Origin of the sequence: Citrobacter sp. RHBSTW-01013, assembly GCF_013781985.1 — a bacterium.
Taxonomy (GTDB): domain Bacteria; phylum Pseudomonadota; class Gammaproteobacteria; order Enterobacterales; family Enterobacteriaceae; genus Citrobacter; species Citrobacter braakii.
The window spans coordinates 2,790,564-2,807,131 of record NZ_CP056185.1; the positions used below are offsets into that span (position 1 = coordinate 2,790,564).

The 16,568-nt window shown below is 46.7% G+C and carries 12 protein-coding genes and 1 pseudogene; 10 read left to right on the forward strand and 3 right to left on the reverse strand.

What is annotated here, in order from left to right; translation table 11 throughout:
* Positions 1-194 precede the first annotated feature (194 nt).
* The 5 genes from HV350_RS13520 to HV350_RS13540 all read left to right on the forward strand — a co-directional run bounded on the left by HV350_RS13520 (position 195) and on the right by HV350_RS13540 (position 5,872).
* Positions 195-1,304, forward strand: a complete 1,110-nt coding sequence (locus tag HV350_RS13520) for an AI-2E family transporter (RefSeq protein ID WP_016156415.1) — start codon at positions 195-197, stop codon at positions 1,302-1,304.
* A gap of 119 nt (positions 1,305-1,423) precedes the next feature.
* Positions 1,424-3,208: a diguanylate cyclase gene (locus HV350_RS13525; RefSeq protein WP_047500554.1), complete on the forward strand. Its 1,785-nt coding sequence runs from the start codon at positions 1,424-1,426 to the stop codon at positions 3,206-3,208.
* A gap of 218 nt (positions 3,209-3,426) precedes the next feature.
* Positions 3,427-4,431, forward strand: coding sequence for a tryptophan--tRNA ligase (trpS, locus tag HV350_RS13530; protein ID WP_016156413.1), 1,005 nt, complete (start codon positions 3,427-3,429; stop codon positions 4,429-4,431).
* A 348-nt stretch (positions 4,432-4,779) separates the two neighbouring features.
* Positions 4,780-4,941 carry a hypothetical protein gene (locus HV350_RS13535; RefSeq protein WP_016152967.1) on the forward strand — a complete coding sequence of 54 codons (162 nt, stop codon included), beginning with the start codon at positions 4,780-4,782 and terminating at the stop codon, positions 4,939-4,941.
* Between the two features lie 289 nt (positions 4,942-5,230).
* The gene (locus HV350_RS13540; protein ID WP_249418041.1) at positions 5,231-5,872 is read left to right on the forward strand and encodes an SDR family oxidoreductase; all 642 of its coding nucleotides are present in this window, start codon (positions 5,231-5,233) and stop codon (positions 5,870-5,872) included.
* On the opposite strand, the gene HV350_RS13545 is transcribed toward HV350_RS13540, so the two are convergent.
* Positions 5,864-7,071 (reverse strand): IS3 family transposase gene (locus tag HV350_RS13545; protein ID WP_089617520.1). Its coding sequence is split into 2 segments (ribosomal slippage): positions 5,864-6,750 and positions 6,750-7,071, totalling 1,209 coding nucleotides; the frame shifts between segments, so codons are not numbered across the junction. The two genes, HV350_RS13540 and HV350_RS13545, sit on opposite strands and share 9 nt — an antisense overlap.
* 92 nt (positions 7,072-7,163) lie before the next feature.
* Here HV350_RS13545 and HV350_RS13550 point away from each other — a divergent pair.
* Together HV350_RS13550 and HV350_RS13555 are read left to right on the forward strand one after the other, a co-directional pair.
* Positions 7,164-7,325: pseudogene (locus HV350_RS13550) on the forward strand (deoxygluconate dehydrogenase); the annotation flags it as partial.
* Positions 7,326-7,612: 287 nt separating this feature from the next.
* Positions 7,613-8,173 carry a hypothetical protein gene (locus tag HV350_RS13555; protein ID WP_181628692.1) on the forward strand — a complete coding sequence of 187 codons (561 nt, stop codon included), beginning with the start codon at positions 7,613-7,615 and terminating at the stop codon, positions 8,171-8,173.
* Between the two features lie 286 nt (positions 8,174-8,459).
* Here HV350_RS13555 and HV350_RS13560 read toward each other — a convergent pair whose 3' ends face one another.
* Positions 8,460-12,299: a DNA-binding protein gene (locus HV350_RS13560; protein WP_049040710.1), complete on the reverse strand. Its 3,840-nt coding sequence runs from the start codon at positions 12,297-12,299 to the stop codon at positions 8,460-8,462.
* A 569-nt stretch (positions 12,300-12,868) separates the two neighbouring features.
* Between HV350_RS13560 and HV350_RS13565 the strand changes: the two genes are divergently transcribed.
* Entirely contained in the window at positions 12,869-13,471 is a 603-nt protein-coding gene (locus HV350_RS13565; protein WP_079497767.1) for a site-specific integrase, read from the forward strand.
* Positions 13,472-13,720: 249 nt separating this feature from the next.
* Here HV350_RS13565 and HV350_RS13570 read toward each other — a convergent pair whose 3' ends face one another.
* Positions 13,721-14,593, reverse strand: coding sequence for a LysR family transcriptional regulator (locus HV350_RS13570; protein WP_181628693.1), 873 nt, complete (start codon positions 14,591-14,593; stop codon positions 13,721-13,723).
* Between the two features lie 108 nt (positions 14,594-14,701).
* On the opposite strand from HV350_RS13570, the gene HV350_RS13575 reads away from it, so the two are divergent.
* Both HV350_RS13575 and HV350_RS26665 read left to right on the forward strand, forming a co-directional pair.
* Positions 14,702-15,892, forward strand: a complete 1,191-nt coding sequence (locus tag HV350_RS13575) for an MFS transporter (protein ID WP_046276354.1) — start codon at positions 14,702-14,704, stop codon at positions 15,890-15,892.
* Complete coding sequence (locus HV350_RS26665) at positions 15,889-16,542, forward strand: FAD/NAD(P)-binding protein (protein WP_225622998.1); 654 nt, start codon at positions 15,889-15,891, stop codon at positions 16,540-16,542. Before HV350_RS13575 ends, HV350_RS26665 begins: the two co-directional genes overlap by 4 nt.
* The last annotated feature ends 26 nt before the right edge of the window (positions 16,543-16,568 follow it).

The following is a 16,568-nucleotide window of genomic DNA, read 5'->3' on the forward strand; positions in this document are numbered from 1 at the left end:
TCTTTTTTTGACGCCCTTTTTCGGGAAGAAAAGTATGACTGTTTCACTAATAAATCATAGCGTACGTTATTTATCTGTCGCAGGCTCCCTACGAAAAACAGGTTAACCAATTTAAGTAAATATGCGCAGCGAAAGTTGGTAATTCCCCTGAACGGTTCTATAGTCGGGACTGCTTCTCATTACAGGGTTCACTAATGCGATTTAACGGACTGACTAAAGGTTTCTTCATTTTCATACTTGCCCTCGTGACCTGGGCGTTCTTCGATGTGTTGTCTCCCTATTTCTCTGCCATTTTGTGGGCCGCAATCTTAACCACCATCTTTAACCCGGTGAAAAACAGACTGCGCAGCGCGCTTGGCGAACGTAACGGGCTGGCGTCACTGCTCACCATCGGCATCATCTGTCTGATTGTTTTTATCCCACTGATGGTGATCTTCTCCTCGTTGGCTATTGAGCTGAACGTGGTGTATGCCAAATTACAACAAAACGACACTCAGTTCCCGGAAGTGGTCACCGCCATTATTTCGTATCTTCCTGACTGGGCCAGAGGATTCCTCGCAGAACATAATCTGGATAACGTCGCGCAGATCCAGAAAAAACTGTCCGACGTTGTACTGCAGGGTGGACAGTACCTCGCCGGCAGCGCGTTCCTGATTGGTAAGGGGACATTCGGCTTTGCTATTAGCTTTGGCATCATGCTGTATCTGCTGTTTTTCTTACTGAAGGACGGGCCGTACCTGGTGCGCCAGATTCTGGACTCATTACCGCTTTCTGATTTTGCCAAACAGCACCTGTTTGCCAAATTCGTCGGCGTGACGCGGGCAACGGTCAAGGGCACAGCGGTCGTGGCGTTGGTTCAGGGTATTCTTGGCGGCATCGCGTTTGCAATTGTCGACATCGACGGCAGCGTTCTGTGGGGCGCGCTGATGGCGTTTCTCTCCCTCGTGCCCGCGGTCGGCTCAGCGATCGTCTGGGTACCTGCGGCAATATTCCTCTTCGCCACGCACCAGCTTTGGCAAGGGCTGTTTATCGTTGGCTTCTTCGTGATTATCGTCGGGCTGGTGGACAATATCCTGCGCCCGCTGCTGGTGGGTAAAGACACCAAAATGCCGGATTATCTGATTCTGATTTCCACTCTCGGCGGAATGGAGATCTACGGCATTAACGGCTTTGTGATTGGCCCCCTGATTGCCGCACTGTTCATTACCTGCTGGAACCTGTTTTCCGGGCGCGATCATGAAGGTAACGTGGAAGGAATCGACGAAGCCTTTATGGAAGAAGGAAAAAATCCTCCAGATTTATGATGGCAGGACGATAACAGAAGGCGGTCCTGAGACCGCCTTTTTTATTTTCACGCAAAATCATACGTTTCCTATAATTTCAATCATGCTTATTCATTAATCGTCGCAGAAGGAACTAATCAGTGCGAATTGCCACAATCACCAACTGGGCCTACAGCGCGACGGTGTGTCTGACCATTGCCTCCGGCGTTGTCATGTTGATGGCCTCCAGCGCCGATAACACCGAACGCCAGGTGGTGGAGCAGCGTTATCAATTCGATCAACTGACCGAAGAAGTCGAGCTCGATGCCTGGTCGCTGTCCAGTCTGGCACGCGAATATGTTATTGCAAAAGACCCTGAAGCGCTTAACGCCTACCGCCAGAAAGAAGCGTCGCTGAAAGCCGTTGAACAGCGGCTGTCGAAACTAAAAGACATTGGGGCGACGGATGAAGAGCTGGCGCTATTGCATGAAGGGCTGCAGATTGTTGATACCCTGCAGGATGAGCAAGCTGCGGCGCTTGCCAGCGTCGCGCGCGGAGAAGAGTCGCAGGCCATCGCCCTGCTGTATGGCAAATCCTATGAACAGGAACTGGAGCGAGCCCAGGACCGGATAGATCATTTCCGTCAGTTACTCGACAGCCGCGTACGCAACACCATTGAAGATGCCACTCAGACATCGCGCACGCTACGTACGGCTTCGGAAGTGATGGTCGGGCTGACGGCGCTGCTATTTTTGTTCGTTCTCGGCTTTATTTTAAAACGCCGCGTACTGCGTCCCGTGGTGCGTTTGAGCGATGTGGTTAACCGTCTGGCGTCGCAGGATTACGCCGTTGAGACACCCAGCTTTAATCAGATCGATGAAATCGGCGATATGGCGCAGGCGATCCGCATTTTTCGCGAGAACGGCCTGGCACGTCAGCGACTGGAGAAAGAACGAGACGCTGACTGGGCAATCCGCGAGCTGCTCGCACGTATGACTCAACGTTTGCAAGGCTGCGAGAATTTTGCCGATGTCATTAATGTGGCAGAGCTGTTTGCGCCGAATGTTGCTCCCGGTATTGCCGGGCGGCTTTACATACTGGATCGAGAGCCATGGCAAATGCGCTGCGTTGCGCAATGGCTTTCACCGCAGGGCAAAGCGGATGCTTTCCACCCGGACGAATGCTGGGCAGTGCGCCGCGGTCAGAGCCATCCACCGGTGCAAGGCGAACCCGATATCGCCTGCTACCATCTACCGGAATCATGCCAGCAGCATACCCTGTGCGTGCCACTGATTGCCCAGGGTGAAGCCATCGGCCTGCTCTCATTCCAGAACCTCAGCAATGATTCCGCTCCCTCTCGCGCGTATCTGGAACTGATGGCGGAAGCACTCGGTCTGGCGTTAGCCAACCAGCGCCTGCGTGATGCGCTGCTGGAGAAAGCGCTCTACGACCCGCTAACCGGCCTGCGCAACCGTCACCATCTGGAAGATACGCTGCGCACCCAGATGAGCCAGGCAGTGCGTAACAAAGAGCCAATCAGTTGCCTGATGATCGATATCGATCATTTCAAAAATATTAACGACCGCTTTGGCCATGAGGCGGGCGATAGCGTAATAAAAAGTATCGCCACCACTATTCAGCGCGTTGTCCATGACAGCGGCATGGCCTTCCGCTACGGCGGTGAAGAGTTTCTGGTGTTGCTGGCCAATACGGATGAGCAGGCCGCCAACCGCTTTGCGACAGATATTTATAATGGTGTACGCGAACTGTCGCTGCGCTTTGGACTCTCAGAGATTGGTCACGTTGATGTCTCTATCGGCGTTGCCAGCTATCCGCAGCACGCCCAGAGCGACAATCTTCTGCGCGCCGCAGACGTGGCGCTGTATCGCGCGAAAGAGTTAGGCCGTTCGCGCATCGTGAGCTTTGGCATGCTGGAAGCGAGCTAAGATACGTCAGTACGCCGTGCATTGCTTTACCTCTGCGCCAGGCGGTGATATGTTGACAGGATGAACACAAAACACGATATCACCGCGTTTAATCACAACCTGTGGTGGCTGCCTTCTTAAAGGCGGTCAGAATGTGTTTTCCCCATTTTAAATAACCGCCGAAAGGCGGTTATTTGCATTTAAAGACCCCTTTCGGTTTTTTGATTAAGGAGTCTTACATGAACAACAAAACTATCATCCTCACTGGCGATCGTCCCACTGGCCCGCTGCATCTCGGCCACTATGTTGGCTCTCTGCGCCAGCGCGCCACGCTGCAACATGATTATCAGCAGTTTATATTGGTTGCTGACCTGCAAGGGCTAACCGATAACGGCAGCACACCACAAAAGATCCGCAACAATATTCCCGAAGTGCTGGCTGATTACCTCGCCGCAGGAATCGACCCGTCACTCACCACCATTTGTCTGCAGTCGGCCCTGCCTGCCCTCGCTGAGCTGACCGCGCTTTATATGAACATCGTTACCGTGGCTCGCGTGGAGCGAAATCCTACGGTCAAAAACGAAATTGCGCAGAAAGGATTTGCCCGCTCGTTACCGGTTGGCTTTCTGGTTTATCCCATCAGCCAGGCGGCAGATATTACCGCCTTCAAAGCCGAGGTGGTTCCCGTCGGCGACGATCAGTTGCCCATGATCGAACAGACCAATGAGATCGTGCATAAGATGAATAGTCTGTTACCGACCTCTGTCTTGTCGCATTGTAAAGCGCTACTGAGTGAGACCAGCCGTCTTCCAGGGATCGACGGTAATGCCAAAATGTCAAAATCGCTCGGCAACACACTACTTCTGTCCGCCAGCGAAGAGGCTATTCATCATGCGGTCAGCGCAATGTACACCGATCCCAATCATCTAAAAGTGTCCGATCCGGGGCAGATTGACGGCAATATGGTATTTACTTACCTCGATGCTTTTCATCCGGATAAAGCGAAAGTGGCGGAGATGAAAGCACATTATCAGCGCGGCGGGCTGGGTGACCGGACATGCAAAAACGAGCTGGAGATGTGCTTGCAGGAGCTTATCGCCCCGATGCGCGAGCGGCGGGCAACCTACATCCAGGATAAAGGTATGCTGATGGCGATGCTCAAAAAAGGAAGCGAAGAGGCGCACGAGGTCACGCAGCAGACATTAAAAGAAGTAAAGCAAGGGCTGGGTTTGCCGGTGTTCTGAACTCAAAGTACTACTGGTTCGATAAATAAAGATAGCTCCCGACGAATGACAATCGCCGGGAGTGGCGCAGCTATGCGTTGACGCGTAAAGATAACCTCTGTCACAGAGGCTAATTAATTCGCTGTTTAATAATCCACTCAAGACGATATGTCGTTTTTTATGCAGTGCTATTTCTACCCGGCCCTTCAATTATTTCAGCTAATCATTATGAATTACCCATTACATGTACGGGTTCGAAATCCTCACCTTGCCTGAGATATGATTATTTGTTAAATTAACCGCATTAGCGTTAAATACATTGAGCATTACACAGACGCTATTTATACAATAATGAATGATGGAGTTAAAATGAAGTATGCGTTTGCATTAATGTTGAGTATGGTATTATCAGGTTGTACCGCAAATGATTGGGTGGATGCTGCAAGTGGGATAATGCAGGCAAAAGACCAACACGATAAAGACGCAAGAAACAATCGCATCAAAGAAGCCAACAGGGCTGCAGGCTACTGATATCTAAATGATTAACACATCCCTCTTCTTGTCTTTATAAACAGAAGAGGAATGGTATTCTAAACAAATTTACTGACTAAATAGCACAATTAAAATTGGTTTATAGCGCATACATATCCTTGCAGAGAATATAATAACCTAACGCTCAGTCCGCTCCGCGCCAGATGCTGGCTTTGCAAGTCCCCTATCCCTATTCCTCATGTAAAAATGGCACTAATTGAAAGATGCCAATCCACCTCCTCATGTATATCTATATCCACACATAGTCATAAAGAAAGGATGGATGAAGATGCTAAGAGGTAAAAGAGCTGTAATTACGGGTGGAGGTGGAGGATTTGGTCAGGCGCTGTGCGTGTGGCTGGCGCAAGAAGGCGTCGAGGTGGATTTTTGCGCGCGGCGTGCTGATGATATTCAAAAAACTTGCAGTATCATCGCGGCTGAAGGCGGGATTGCAAAAGGATATATCTGTGATTTAACCCAGCCTGAATCCCTTTCGCAGTTTTCTTCACAGTTGTTAACTTCAGACAAGCCCATCGACATTTTAATCCTCAATGCCGCCCAGTGGCTGTCAGGAACGTTAGACGATCAACCAGACGCAGAAATTATCAATACCGTCAGTTCAGGCCTGACAGGTGCGATTTTACTGACTCATGCATTGTTGCCTGGGTTAAGACGTTCAGAAAGCGCGGATGTCGTCTCAATAATATCTTCATGTGGGATTCCGAATTTTACGGATTCAATTGCGCATCCCGCTTTTTTTGCCAGCAAACACGGGCTTAGCGGATTCACATCTAAACTGTCACACCAGTTGTCCGAAGAAAATATACGTGTGACCGGGTTGTATCCACCGGATTTCGAACTTACAGGGTTAGATACGTTTGTTGATGATCTTGACCCTCCATCTCCGAACAGCTTTTGTATCTTAAGTTAACGATGTCCGCTGCCGCCGGTATTCCCTCGGGGAGTGATATCCCAGCGCGCTGTGCGGGTGGTTTTCATTGTAATGCGTGAACGCTACTGCAAGGTTTCGCAGTGCTGTTCTCACATCCGGTTTTGGCATGAACGCGATATAGTCTTCTTTCATCGTTTTCACGAACCGTTCGGCCATGCCATTACTCTGCGGGCTGCTCACCGCTGTTGTGCAGGGCTCCAGATTCAGCTCTCTCGCGAACCTCCGCGTTTCATACGCGGTATACGCTGAACCGTTATCCGTCAGCCACTGCACCGCTGTGTCGGGCAACCTGTCGCCGAAGCGCTTTTCCACCGACCTCAGCATCACATCCTGCACGGTCGAACTGTCATAGCCTCCCGTGCTTGCTGCCCAGTCTATGGCCTCACGGTCGCAGCAGTCCAGCGCGAACGTTACCCGCAGTTTTTCGCCGTTGTCGCAGCCGAACTCGAAGCCATCTGAACACCAGCGCATATCGCTTTCTGCCACCGCTATCTTGCCCTTATGTTCACGCTTCGGTCGCTCTGGTTTGTGATGCAACAACAACAGGTTATGCTCGCTCATTATCCTGTAAAGCCGTTTGGCATTCACAGGTGGCTGTCCCTCTGTGCGACGTTGCTTGCGCAGGATGCCCCACACGCGTCGATAACCATAACTCGGCATATCGCTGATAATGTTGAGGATAGCCGACAGTATTTCTGCGTCTGCTTCTTCATTACGCCGGTTACAGCGCCTGTCCTGCCAGTCGGCAGAACGGTTAATCCGCAGTGACAGTTGCGCACGCGACACGCCCATGGTCCGGCTGACCATGGCTATTCCCCGTCCTTTGGCAACAAGGGCGCGTGCGCTATCCATTTTCGCGACTGACCGTACTCCACGGCTTCTTTCAGGATCTCAACTTCCATCGTTTTCTTGCCCAGAAGGCGCTGAAGCTCCCGGACCTGCTTCAGAGCAGCAGTAAGCTCAGAAGCAGGAACGACTTCCTCTCCAGCCGCAACGGCGGTGAGGCTGCCTTCCTGATATTGCTTCTTCCACTTAAACAGCAGGCTGGGCTGGATACCATGCAGGCGGGCGACATGGGAGACATTCATACCCGGCTCCATCGTCTGCTGGATAATGGCGATCTTCTCCTGAGGAGTTTTACGTTTACGGACTTCTTGCCCTAACAGGATCCCGGTCATCTCAAAATTGGCGTTAGTGTTAGACATATATTCAAGCCTATCTCTTATCTGGAGATACAGCTACTGTCCGGTGTTTCAGGGGGCTACATCAAGATACGTTTGTTGATAGTCAATCCAGAATGGGGGAACGTTTATTAAATGGACGCTCAGTCTGGGAAACAATTCGTTTTGTGCTCGCTCAACCGCGTAGTTGCCATATAGGTAGTATCTACTTTCAAGGTCCGACTCGCGAGAAACTGAGTGCCAGGGGCTGAATTTGGTGACGTTGAACAACGTGCTCAACGTCCGCTCTTGACATAGCAGCTCTTGAGGGGCGCCAGCCAGACTGCTCCGTGCCAGAGGCGGACTTCTCACACTTCGGCTTATGTGGTCAAAATCTGTATGTCACTACACTTTATAGTATTTATATCAATAGTTAAGATAAAATTAAGGTTAACTGGCATTTCATTCGAATACGTAGCCCCACCCGTTAAATGAATGATGGCCTTAGACAGGAGCATTGCCAAGGTTCATGTAAACGATACAGGAAAGAGAACATCAGATGCCATGTATATACTCACTCAATGACCTGCTCGGACTGCTTGTTTTTTCAAGGAAATATCACTTTCTCTACGATAATCTGGACTGCCTGATCATTGCATGGGCTGAAGATAAAATTACCGAAGGAAATGATTCGGGGACTCTCTTAATTCTCGCTTCACTGGGTCATGATAATCAACCTGAACGGAATGAGGTTGAATTATATCTGTCACGATACATGATAGAGCAGCGGATTGTACTGCCACCGCTAAAAACAGCAGCATTGGTCTGGATAAAGCTATTTATGAGTCAACTTTCCCAGTGCACATCCATTCATGATGCAGAACAAAAAATGTATTTTCTGGTGTGTCATTGGTTTGAACCTGACGTAAAGATTTTCGAGGCAGCGGTCGATATGCTGAAATCGCTTTACTGGCGTCTCTTTGATGAATGGAAAGGGCCAGGTACAAGCAAAGCGGTAAGGATGGTGGAGTCAGAATTCTTTGATCTGATTAATCGTGCGATGCTGCCCTATTCCCATAAAATTGAGAATCCAGATTGGCAGAATCTGCTTGTTCGGTAATTTTTACCAGCATCCTGAAAGATGTCTTTCATGTGTGAAAAACTCCATCCAATTTGAATTCCTTTTCGCATTTAACTTAAGCATATTCTGCCAAAACCTCATCGTTCCCCCTTTGAACCTGGAAACAAAGTTAAGCAGACTGAATAGCCGCTTTGTGCCAAAAGCGGACTGTTCAGCAACATATTGCTGAAAGAATCTAACATGAATAGAGACAATCTAGGTTCGTTAACAGATTAACAAAGACCGGCAGAGACCTACCCGGTCCCGGCCAGCAAAGGTTAAATAGCTAATCTTCATCCTCTGGGTTAGGTTCGATAACGACAGAGAATTTCCCATCCTCACGTTCCTTGAAATCTCTGATGATGCGTACTGCTTGCAGATGCTGAAGAATTGATATCACGCGCTCCCTGTTTGCAACAGCAATTGTCGCTCGGGTTCGATTAAGGAATATATTTTTCAATTCATCTTCACCTAAATGATGACAAAGCCCGGCCAGTTGATGTTTATTGAGACCTGTCACAATAAATCGCGTAAACAGCATGCCCTTGAATTCTTCATTACTAGTGCTGTTAAACACCTGCAGCAGGACATCATTTGGGAAATTAAGGTCAGCGATATCAGACACAATGAAATAATCAATAAATAGCGACACCAGGTCCGCTCTTTCTTGCACAGTAAAGGGTGCGTAAGTCATGACTTTTGTGAACATGGCTTTAAAGAAGCGCGCATCTTTTTCTTTTCTTAGATAGAACTCGGGCTGCTCCAAAAATTCACTTTTATACTGACTAAACCAATAGACGAAGGCATCACTGATTTTCTCATCCAGATCCGCGTATTGAGCCGCAATTTTTTCATACACATCCGCGTCGAGAGGCAGTTTCAACATAGCTATCAATGTGCAGAAATTACGGGCGCTGAGGTGCTCATCAATTTCCCGCATGTTAATCTCAATCGGTGCAACCAGGTTCTGATAAGTCCACTCGTCTAGGTCATCATTACAGATAATTTTCATGTACAGCAGGTCATAGCGGTCGCCATCATAGACTTCTAGGGGGGACTGACCTAATGCAGCCACATGCTTTGTCACATACGCCGTCAGTATCGCCATGTTGCAGTCTTCACAGATATAGTCTATTAGCGCGCCCCATCCCGGCACGACGCGGTCATAACGGTAAAACAGGTCGTGATAGGAGATCGTTAGCTGGTCTTCGGTAAATTCTTCTTTAGCCGATATCCCGGACAGATCAGCAAACGAGAAGGTCATTTTTCTGACGATATCGCCTTTGGAACCATCGCTTAGGGAGGTGCGGGTCAGGACGTAGCGGATACATTCGGCATCCTCAGCAGAGGAGATAAACACATCCCTTACGAATGTATCGATGTTTTGACTGAAGTAATCAGAAACCGCATTGAGTTTATGCTCATAGGCGAGCGTCCAAGGTTTCCTTTCCGCCTCTTCAGGCGTTATGTTTTCAATAAGACACGAAACGGCAATGCCAACATTGTGCCGAGTTAACTGATAAAGACTGTTTTGTGCAATAAATTGCAGGCAATACCGCTCCGTTAGCGTCATTGGTTCGAACAGCTCGTCATAACATGCCTCCGCCTGTTGTACGTGACGCATGAACTCTTCCTGATTCTCCTCGGTGAGCTGAGAGATGATACGGCAGCCCAGCGAATGAATAAGCTGGCGGTATTGCGATTTATCTAGCGCATGTTCAGGCGATACGCAGGCTATCATACTTATAGCAATATCATTGGTGAATTTTTCACCAGGCTGGCCTGCGAGAACGGCAACCATTCTGTCAAGATAACCATTTTTTTGCAGTGCAGTAACGATTAACTTATCGAAGGTCTCGGGTTTGCCAAATCTGCTATAAAGCTCAGAAAAAACAGCAAGGATATGTTCATCAGACTTGCTGAATAGCGAAGTGATCATACCAGCCAGATGTTCATCCTCGTTATCAATCAGATGTGTCACCAGTTGATGATGAAGCGCTCCATCGGCATAAATACGGTTATGTTCAACCAGTTCGCTGGTGACTCTGTTCTCATCATCGATAAAATATTCACCGTTTGAGGTTGCGTAGCTCAGATCCTGACCAACGGCTTTCAGGAAGTCGTTATCATTTACGGTCATCGATCCTTCATGGAAAATAGAGCGGTAGGCCATGAAGTCTTGCATCACCAGACCATCAGACAGCAGCAGATACAAGGCGTCTAACCCGCCATTGCGCATATCGGTACGCAAAGCATGGAGCTGCTGCTCAGAGACGAAGTCATGACCCTCCATCGCCTCAAGATACCCCTGAGCAATATCTTCAAATTTTTCACGCCCGATGATTAGCGTGAGTTCTCGCAGCGAAAGGGCATTTTTTAATTTTATTGACTCTTTAAGTTTCTTTATTTTTATCTGCAGCTCACTAAAAGCCGAGTTTTTATCTTTACCCATTTTTGTTTTTCGTTTCAGGTATTCTTCTTTTAGTTGTTCTCTTAATGCCCTATCAAAAAGTGAGAGTGAATATCTCTGATGACTAACAAAGTAGCCTATATATAAATTTTCCTTTTGCGATAAAAATTCTAAAAAACCATTTTCATCATCAATTAAAGCCAAAGTTGTTAGGGGGTAAAAATTACTATATCCATTCCCCGTACCAAAATGAATGCCATCCCAGAGTATTTTTGGAATATATCGACAAACTATTTCCTCTCTAATGCCCCTATGATCATACATAGGTTCATGATTAAGATGTTCTATTTCGGACTGTAAAAGATCCAGTTTTGTTTCCAGAGAATCGAAATGATTACGGTGAAGTTTGCGAGTGCGATAGTCGCGAATAAATGAATATAAAACCCCTGTTTTCTTATCGGTAAGAAAATAGTCTAAGGCGTAGATATTTTTATAAAAAACCAGCGACAACAGTTTGATTTTATCATTTCCGTTATCAACGATATTGCTGAATACATGGTATTCATTGACCAAATTTTGCAGGCTGCGCATATCATTTATATATGCCGAAATGTCTTTCAGATATTTATCATTATGCGTATCGAACGACATTTTCCTCTTTAATAGAGTAAACGCATTTCTGCTATCCATAAATGGAATAACGGGAAGAATGAAATCAAAGAATTTAGTTCTGGCATCAGCACCAAGGAACAGGTCGTCTCTTACCGCATAAACAAACCTGACTGGATTGCCATCAACAATATTGTTATTAACTATTTTGTTAATTTCACGCAACTTAACGAAAATCTCAGGCGTTCCTAGCCTGTCAAGATCTTCAAAGATAACCACTTTATATTCCAACTTGGTAAAAAAATACACAATCTCGTCAAGGCAGTTATTCAGTAAAGATGGCGTCTCTTGGTCGCTTGCTTCAACATCCCCGCTTAAAAGGGCGATCTTGCTCAACTTAAGTTTCTTATCAAAAATACCGATTCGTGATGCACTGGCAGTTATAAAGTATAGCGCCGTAAAAGCCAGCAAAACTAATATAATGCTTTTTATAATATAGTGTTCATTAAATACCTCGGCCCAAGTTAGTGGAAGGCTTAGAAACTCTGCAATTGTTTTAAAATAGATAATAAATGCGGCAGCCGCGATGGGCGCAATGACTTTAAGTAAGGCCCGATAGGTTCCTCTGACATAGTGGGGGCCTCTATCGATTATTCTGTCTATCCTTGAGTCGGGAAGTTTCTCTCTATTCTCTTTATAAAGAATTTGTTGGAGGATACTGAATTCAACCTCCTGATGAGTTGGGCTGACGGTTGTTTCATTTTCCGTCATATCGAATCCGGCAAGTGATACATTGATGTACTTATCATCGCAGTGATATTTCATAAATGATGAAATAACCGTACTTTTCCCTGCTCCGTAGCTACCTGTAATGGCAATGTTTCTCACATCTTTCTGCAACAAAGCGTATTTCAGGGCAATGAAATACTCTCGCATACTGGCATCATTGATAGTTTTCGGCGCTAAGGTGTCATAGCGGTCATCTAACTCTCCTTCCGTCAGACTCAGCCCCAGCTCTGCACGCTGTAGCTGATCTTTTGCCTGGCGCTTAACCAGCCATGCTTCCGTCTTCCTGCACAGACCTATTGCCCAGCTCAACACGCTCATTCAGCGACTCCATTTTGCCAATACCCGATTACGATAAGAGTAAATTCCAACTGTGTTTAGTGACGCCCAGAATAATCCTGATGGTTATATCGTAGCGTTTTAACACGATGAAAACATACTCTTTTTTGAGTTACTCGTGCGAATTCACATTTGGCATGTATGAGAAGGCATCACTGGGGATCATGACACGGCCTTAGCCACATACTTTCTGGCAAACATAGCAGGAACAGCTACAAGTTACCCTTTGCATCTTCGAGTTCAGATAAAGAACACACCGCTGTACCACACCTGATTTAGCTCCGTCATTGTGAACTGGTACCAAGTAACACAGCATAGTAACGCGCTCCTAAGTCGAAGCGCTTGTACATGTTGTTGGCAATATGCTAGAGCTTACCCACAATTTGCCACTGTCCGGTCCAGCATTAATGCTCCGCTACGGCTAGGCTGCAACTGTAAGTATCTTGGAAAACGAGCTATTCATTTTAAGAGAAATCAGCAAGCATAACTTCCGCTCTTCGCTCATAAGGGACAACCATACTCAAATCTCCAACATTGCAGGAGATTTGAGTATGAACATGTCACCGTGGAACAAAGACCGTATCATAGGCCAAAAAAGACCACTTCAGATATCTCATATCTGGGGGATCCGAATCCGGCTTGAACTGGAAGGTAAAACGCGTGATTTAGCTCTGTTCAACATGGCCTTAGACAGTAAGCTACGAGGCTGTGATCTGGTGAACCTCAAAGTATCTGATGTTGCATATGGTAGCTCGGTTTCAAGCAGAGCTACGGTGCTGCAACAGAAAACCGGTAGCCCTGTGCAATTTGAGATAACCAAAGGGACAAGAGAAGCTGTTGCTGCATTGATAAAGCTTGGCAATTTGCACAGTAAAGACTTCTTGTTTCGGTCTCGGATCGGAACTAACCGGCACATATCAACCCGGCAATACAGCCGAATTTTTCATGGGTGGGTAGAAAAGCTTGGTCTCGAAGCTTCGCTTTACAGCACACACTCCATGAGAAGAACAAAACCTTACCTGATCTACAAGAAAACCAAGAATCTTCGGGTGATCCAACTTCTGTTGGGCCATAGGAAACTGGAAAGCACAGTCCGTTATCTGGGCATTGAAGTCGATGATGCGTTAGAGATCTCTGAATCGATTGAAGTCTAAGGTTGTCAGGGCTGCAACAGCAGCTCTGTGGCAATGGCAGACTGGCAACGAACGAATCAGAGAGCAGATGCCGTTCTTACTACAAAACAGTGGTCAAATTTCTTGACCAATCCCAGGAAAGAAATCTTCAGCAACTCTATTAAATTGCATTAGTCAATCCTGAAACTGAAAGCCTGCATCGATAATAGATCCATATAGAGTATTTACCAGCCCAAAAGTCCTAACGGCACAATATGGTTGTGGAATACCTCAGTGGGATGAAACAAAGGAAACAAAGCAATTCAATACCCGGCTAACCTCACGATTTTTAAGCCATATCATCATAGTATTGACATTACCAATGTGAGGAGTAATAGAGTGGCACCGTATGGGGAAGCTCGTTTCATACTGTTTGACGACGCTCTCAGGCAATAATGCAATGCCCATTCCGGCACTTACGCAACCAAGTATTGCCTGAAAAGAACCAAACTCCAGCGGGTCGTCATAATCGACATTTTGTAGCCGTAACCATTGCCCAAGCCGGGAACGATAATTACATCCTTTCACAAAGACGAGCGGCCTTGTCACCTCCAGATCGGCTCCCGTCACGACATCACCATGCTCTGCGGCCGTAACCAGAACCAGGGTTTCCTGACACAGCACCTGCGTTTGTAGCCTTGAATTGTCTACGTGCAACGCCTTGTGGTCAGCGACGAAGGCAATTTCAAGTTCACTATTCTGGATCTGACGAACTAACACATCTGTCGGTGACGTTTTTAAGTTTAATTCTACGGAGGGCATTTCACGGTGGAAGTTTGCCAGCAAAGCAGGAAGTCGGACGGCGGCAGTGGTTTCCATTGCGTCAATGCGCAGAGGGCCAGCCGCTTTCGTTCCCTGCATAGACAACTCGGCTTCGTCTAAAAGCGCGAGGATTTTGTTAGCGTAACGCAGAAGCAGTTCACCTTCAGGGGTGATGTGGAGACGATTCTTCTCGCGAACAAACAACGAAACATCCAGGCTGGACTCCAGTTGCTTGAGCCGCGTCGTGACGTTTGAAGAAACGCAGTGCAGATTACGGGCTGCTGCGGTGATAGAGCCGGTTTCCGCGACGGTTTTAAACAAATTTAATGAGGTACTGTTCATCGTGTCTGTCACTCAAAGTGAAGGTTTTCGTCATTTTTATTAACTTTTTATTATCATTTCTTTATGTAACATAACAATCAAATCTGATTGACATATTGAGCCTGAAAAATGGATCTTGATCACAATGTTATTGGCCATCGCCAGTTGAGCACGGCTGTCTTCGGTATGATTGTTTTAACGCTGGGGATGGGAATTGGTCGGTTTTTATATACTCCGATGCTGCCGGTCATGTTGCATGAAGGCATTTTTAATTTTTCGCAATTATCGTTAATCGCAAGCGCGAATTACGCCGGATACCTGGTTGGCAGCCTCCTGTTCTCGTTTGGTATTTTTGGTGGCCTGAAGAATATCAAAACGATGTTAATTTGTGCTGCATTAGTCACCGGCCTACTTATTTTTGCGATGGCAGTAGTCACGCACCCTGATATAGTAATTGTTATTCGATTTTTCGCCGGTGTTGCCAGCGCAGGCATGATGATATTCGGGTCGATGCTTATGCTACAGCATACCCATAATCCGTTTGTCATTGCTTCTTTGTTTGCCGGCGTCGGGGTGGGTATTTTTATAGGCAATGAATATGTTATAGCCGGTATCGCATATGCATTAAATTCAAAGCTACTATGGATCGGCGCGTCAATCATTTCAGCTGTACTCTTCATCGCGCTGATTATCTTGCTGCCTGCAAATAAACACGTTCTACCTCCTCAGAAAAAAGCTTCGTCATCCGAGCCGAACATCCAGTGGTGGAATTTAGCATTGTTATATGGACTGGCAGGCTTCGGTTATATCATTGTAGCTACTTATCTCCCTTTAATGGCCCGGGGAGTGGGTAATGAATTTCTGGCCAACCATATCTGGTCTATTGTTGGCCTTGCCGTTATCCCAGGATGCTATGGTTGGTTATGGGCTGCACGCAAGTGGAGCATATTGTCCTGCCTGAGTGTTAACTTAATTGTGCAGGCGAGCTGCGTTGTGATGGCCTCGTTTATCCATTCCCCGCTTTTATTGACCTTGAGTTGTATTGGCTTTGGTGCAACTTTCATGGGAACCAGTTCTCTCGTTATGCCACTCGCGAAAAAGATTTCTGCACCACAGAAAATTAATCTTCTGGGTCTGGTGACGTTAACATATGGCATTGGGCAAATTGCCGGGCCATTAATCGTGAGTGCGTTTCAGAACAATAAAAACGGGATGACTATTTCAATATTATCTGGCGCTTGTGCGTTATTTATCGCAGCAGGGATTAGCTATGTTCAACACAGCAAAGTTAAATACTCTCAAAGTTGGAGCAAAGAATGAAAAAGACAACCGTTGCTATTATAGGAATGGGGCCTCGGGGGCTTAGTATTCTGGAAAGGATTTGTGCTCAGCATGCACAACGTAAACAGAATGAACATATTAATATTGTTATCGTTGATAAAAATGCGATGGGTGTAGGTGCGCACAGTTTATCGCAGCCCGACCATTTATTGGTTAACACCGTTGCTTGCCAGATAACATTATTTGGTGATGCGACGGTAACAAATGCCGGATCTTTCCGTTCAGGGCCATGTTTTCATCAGTGGGCTAATGAGCAGGGCTATAAAAATGTTGATGGCCGTTATTTAAAAGACGTGGCTGGCAAACCAATTGACGCCAACGATTATTTACCTCGTCGATTATTAGGTGAATACTTAAATTGGTTTTATCACGAAATTATCAAAAGTTTGCCTGACAATATCTCGGTTACACAGATAAATCAGCAGGCCAACAACATTCTGATTCAGGACGATGCGAAGTCTATTATTGTCTTGGAAGACAGTCAGCGTGTGGTGGCCGATTACGTCTATTTAACCACTGGTCACAGCGACAACGCCAAAACGTTTGACGATCATCTTGTTGAACGATTTATTGCCAATAAGTATAAGAAAATGAACGCCTGGACTACTATTCGACTCCTTATCCAATAAATAATTTGAATAAAATAACAGCGGAA

Excerpts from the sequence above, each read along its gene's own strand:
- HV350_RS13575 (WP_046276354.1), top strand. The coding sequence starts at position 14,702 with ATGGATCTTGATCACAATGTTATTGGCCATCGCCAGTTGAGCACGGCT.
- HV350_RS26665 (WP_225622998.1), top strand. The coding sequence starts at position 15,889 with ATGAAAAAGACAACCGTTGCTATTATAGGAATGGGGCCTCGGGGGCTT.
- trpS (WP_016156413.1), top strand. The coding sequence starts at position 3,427 with ATGAACAACAAAACTATCATCCTCACTGGCGATCGTCCCACTGGCCCG.
- HV350_RS13555 (WP_181628692.1), top strand. The coding sequence starts at position 7,613 with ATGCCATGTATATACTCACTCAATGACCTGCTCGGACTGCTTGTTTTT.
- HV350_RS13565 (WP_079497767.1), top strand. The coding sequence starts at position 12,869 with ATGAACATGTCACCGTGGAACAAAGACCGTATCATAGGCCAAAAAAGA.
- HV350_RS13540 (WP_249418041.1), top strand. The coding sequence starts at position 5,231 with ATGCTAAGAGGTAAAAGAGCTGTAATTACGGGTGGAGGTGGAGGATTT.
- HV350_RS13520 (WP_016156415.1), top strand. The coding sequence starts at position 195 with ATGCGATTTAACGGACTGACTAAAGGTTTCTTCATTTTCATACTTGCC.
- HV350_RS13560 (WP_049040710.1), bottom strand. The coding sequence starts at position 12,299 with ATGAGCGTGTTGAGCTGGGCAATAGGTCTGTGCAGGAAGACGGAAGCA.
- HV350_RS13570 (WP_181628693.1), bottom strand. The coding sequence starts at position 14,593 with ATGAACAGTACCTCATTAAATTTGTTTAAAACCGTCGCGGAAACCGGC.
- HV350_RS13535 (WP_016152967.1), top strand. The coding sequence starts at position 4,780 with ATGAAGTATGCGTTTGCATTAATGTTGAGTATGGTATTATCAGGTTGT.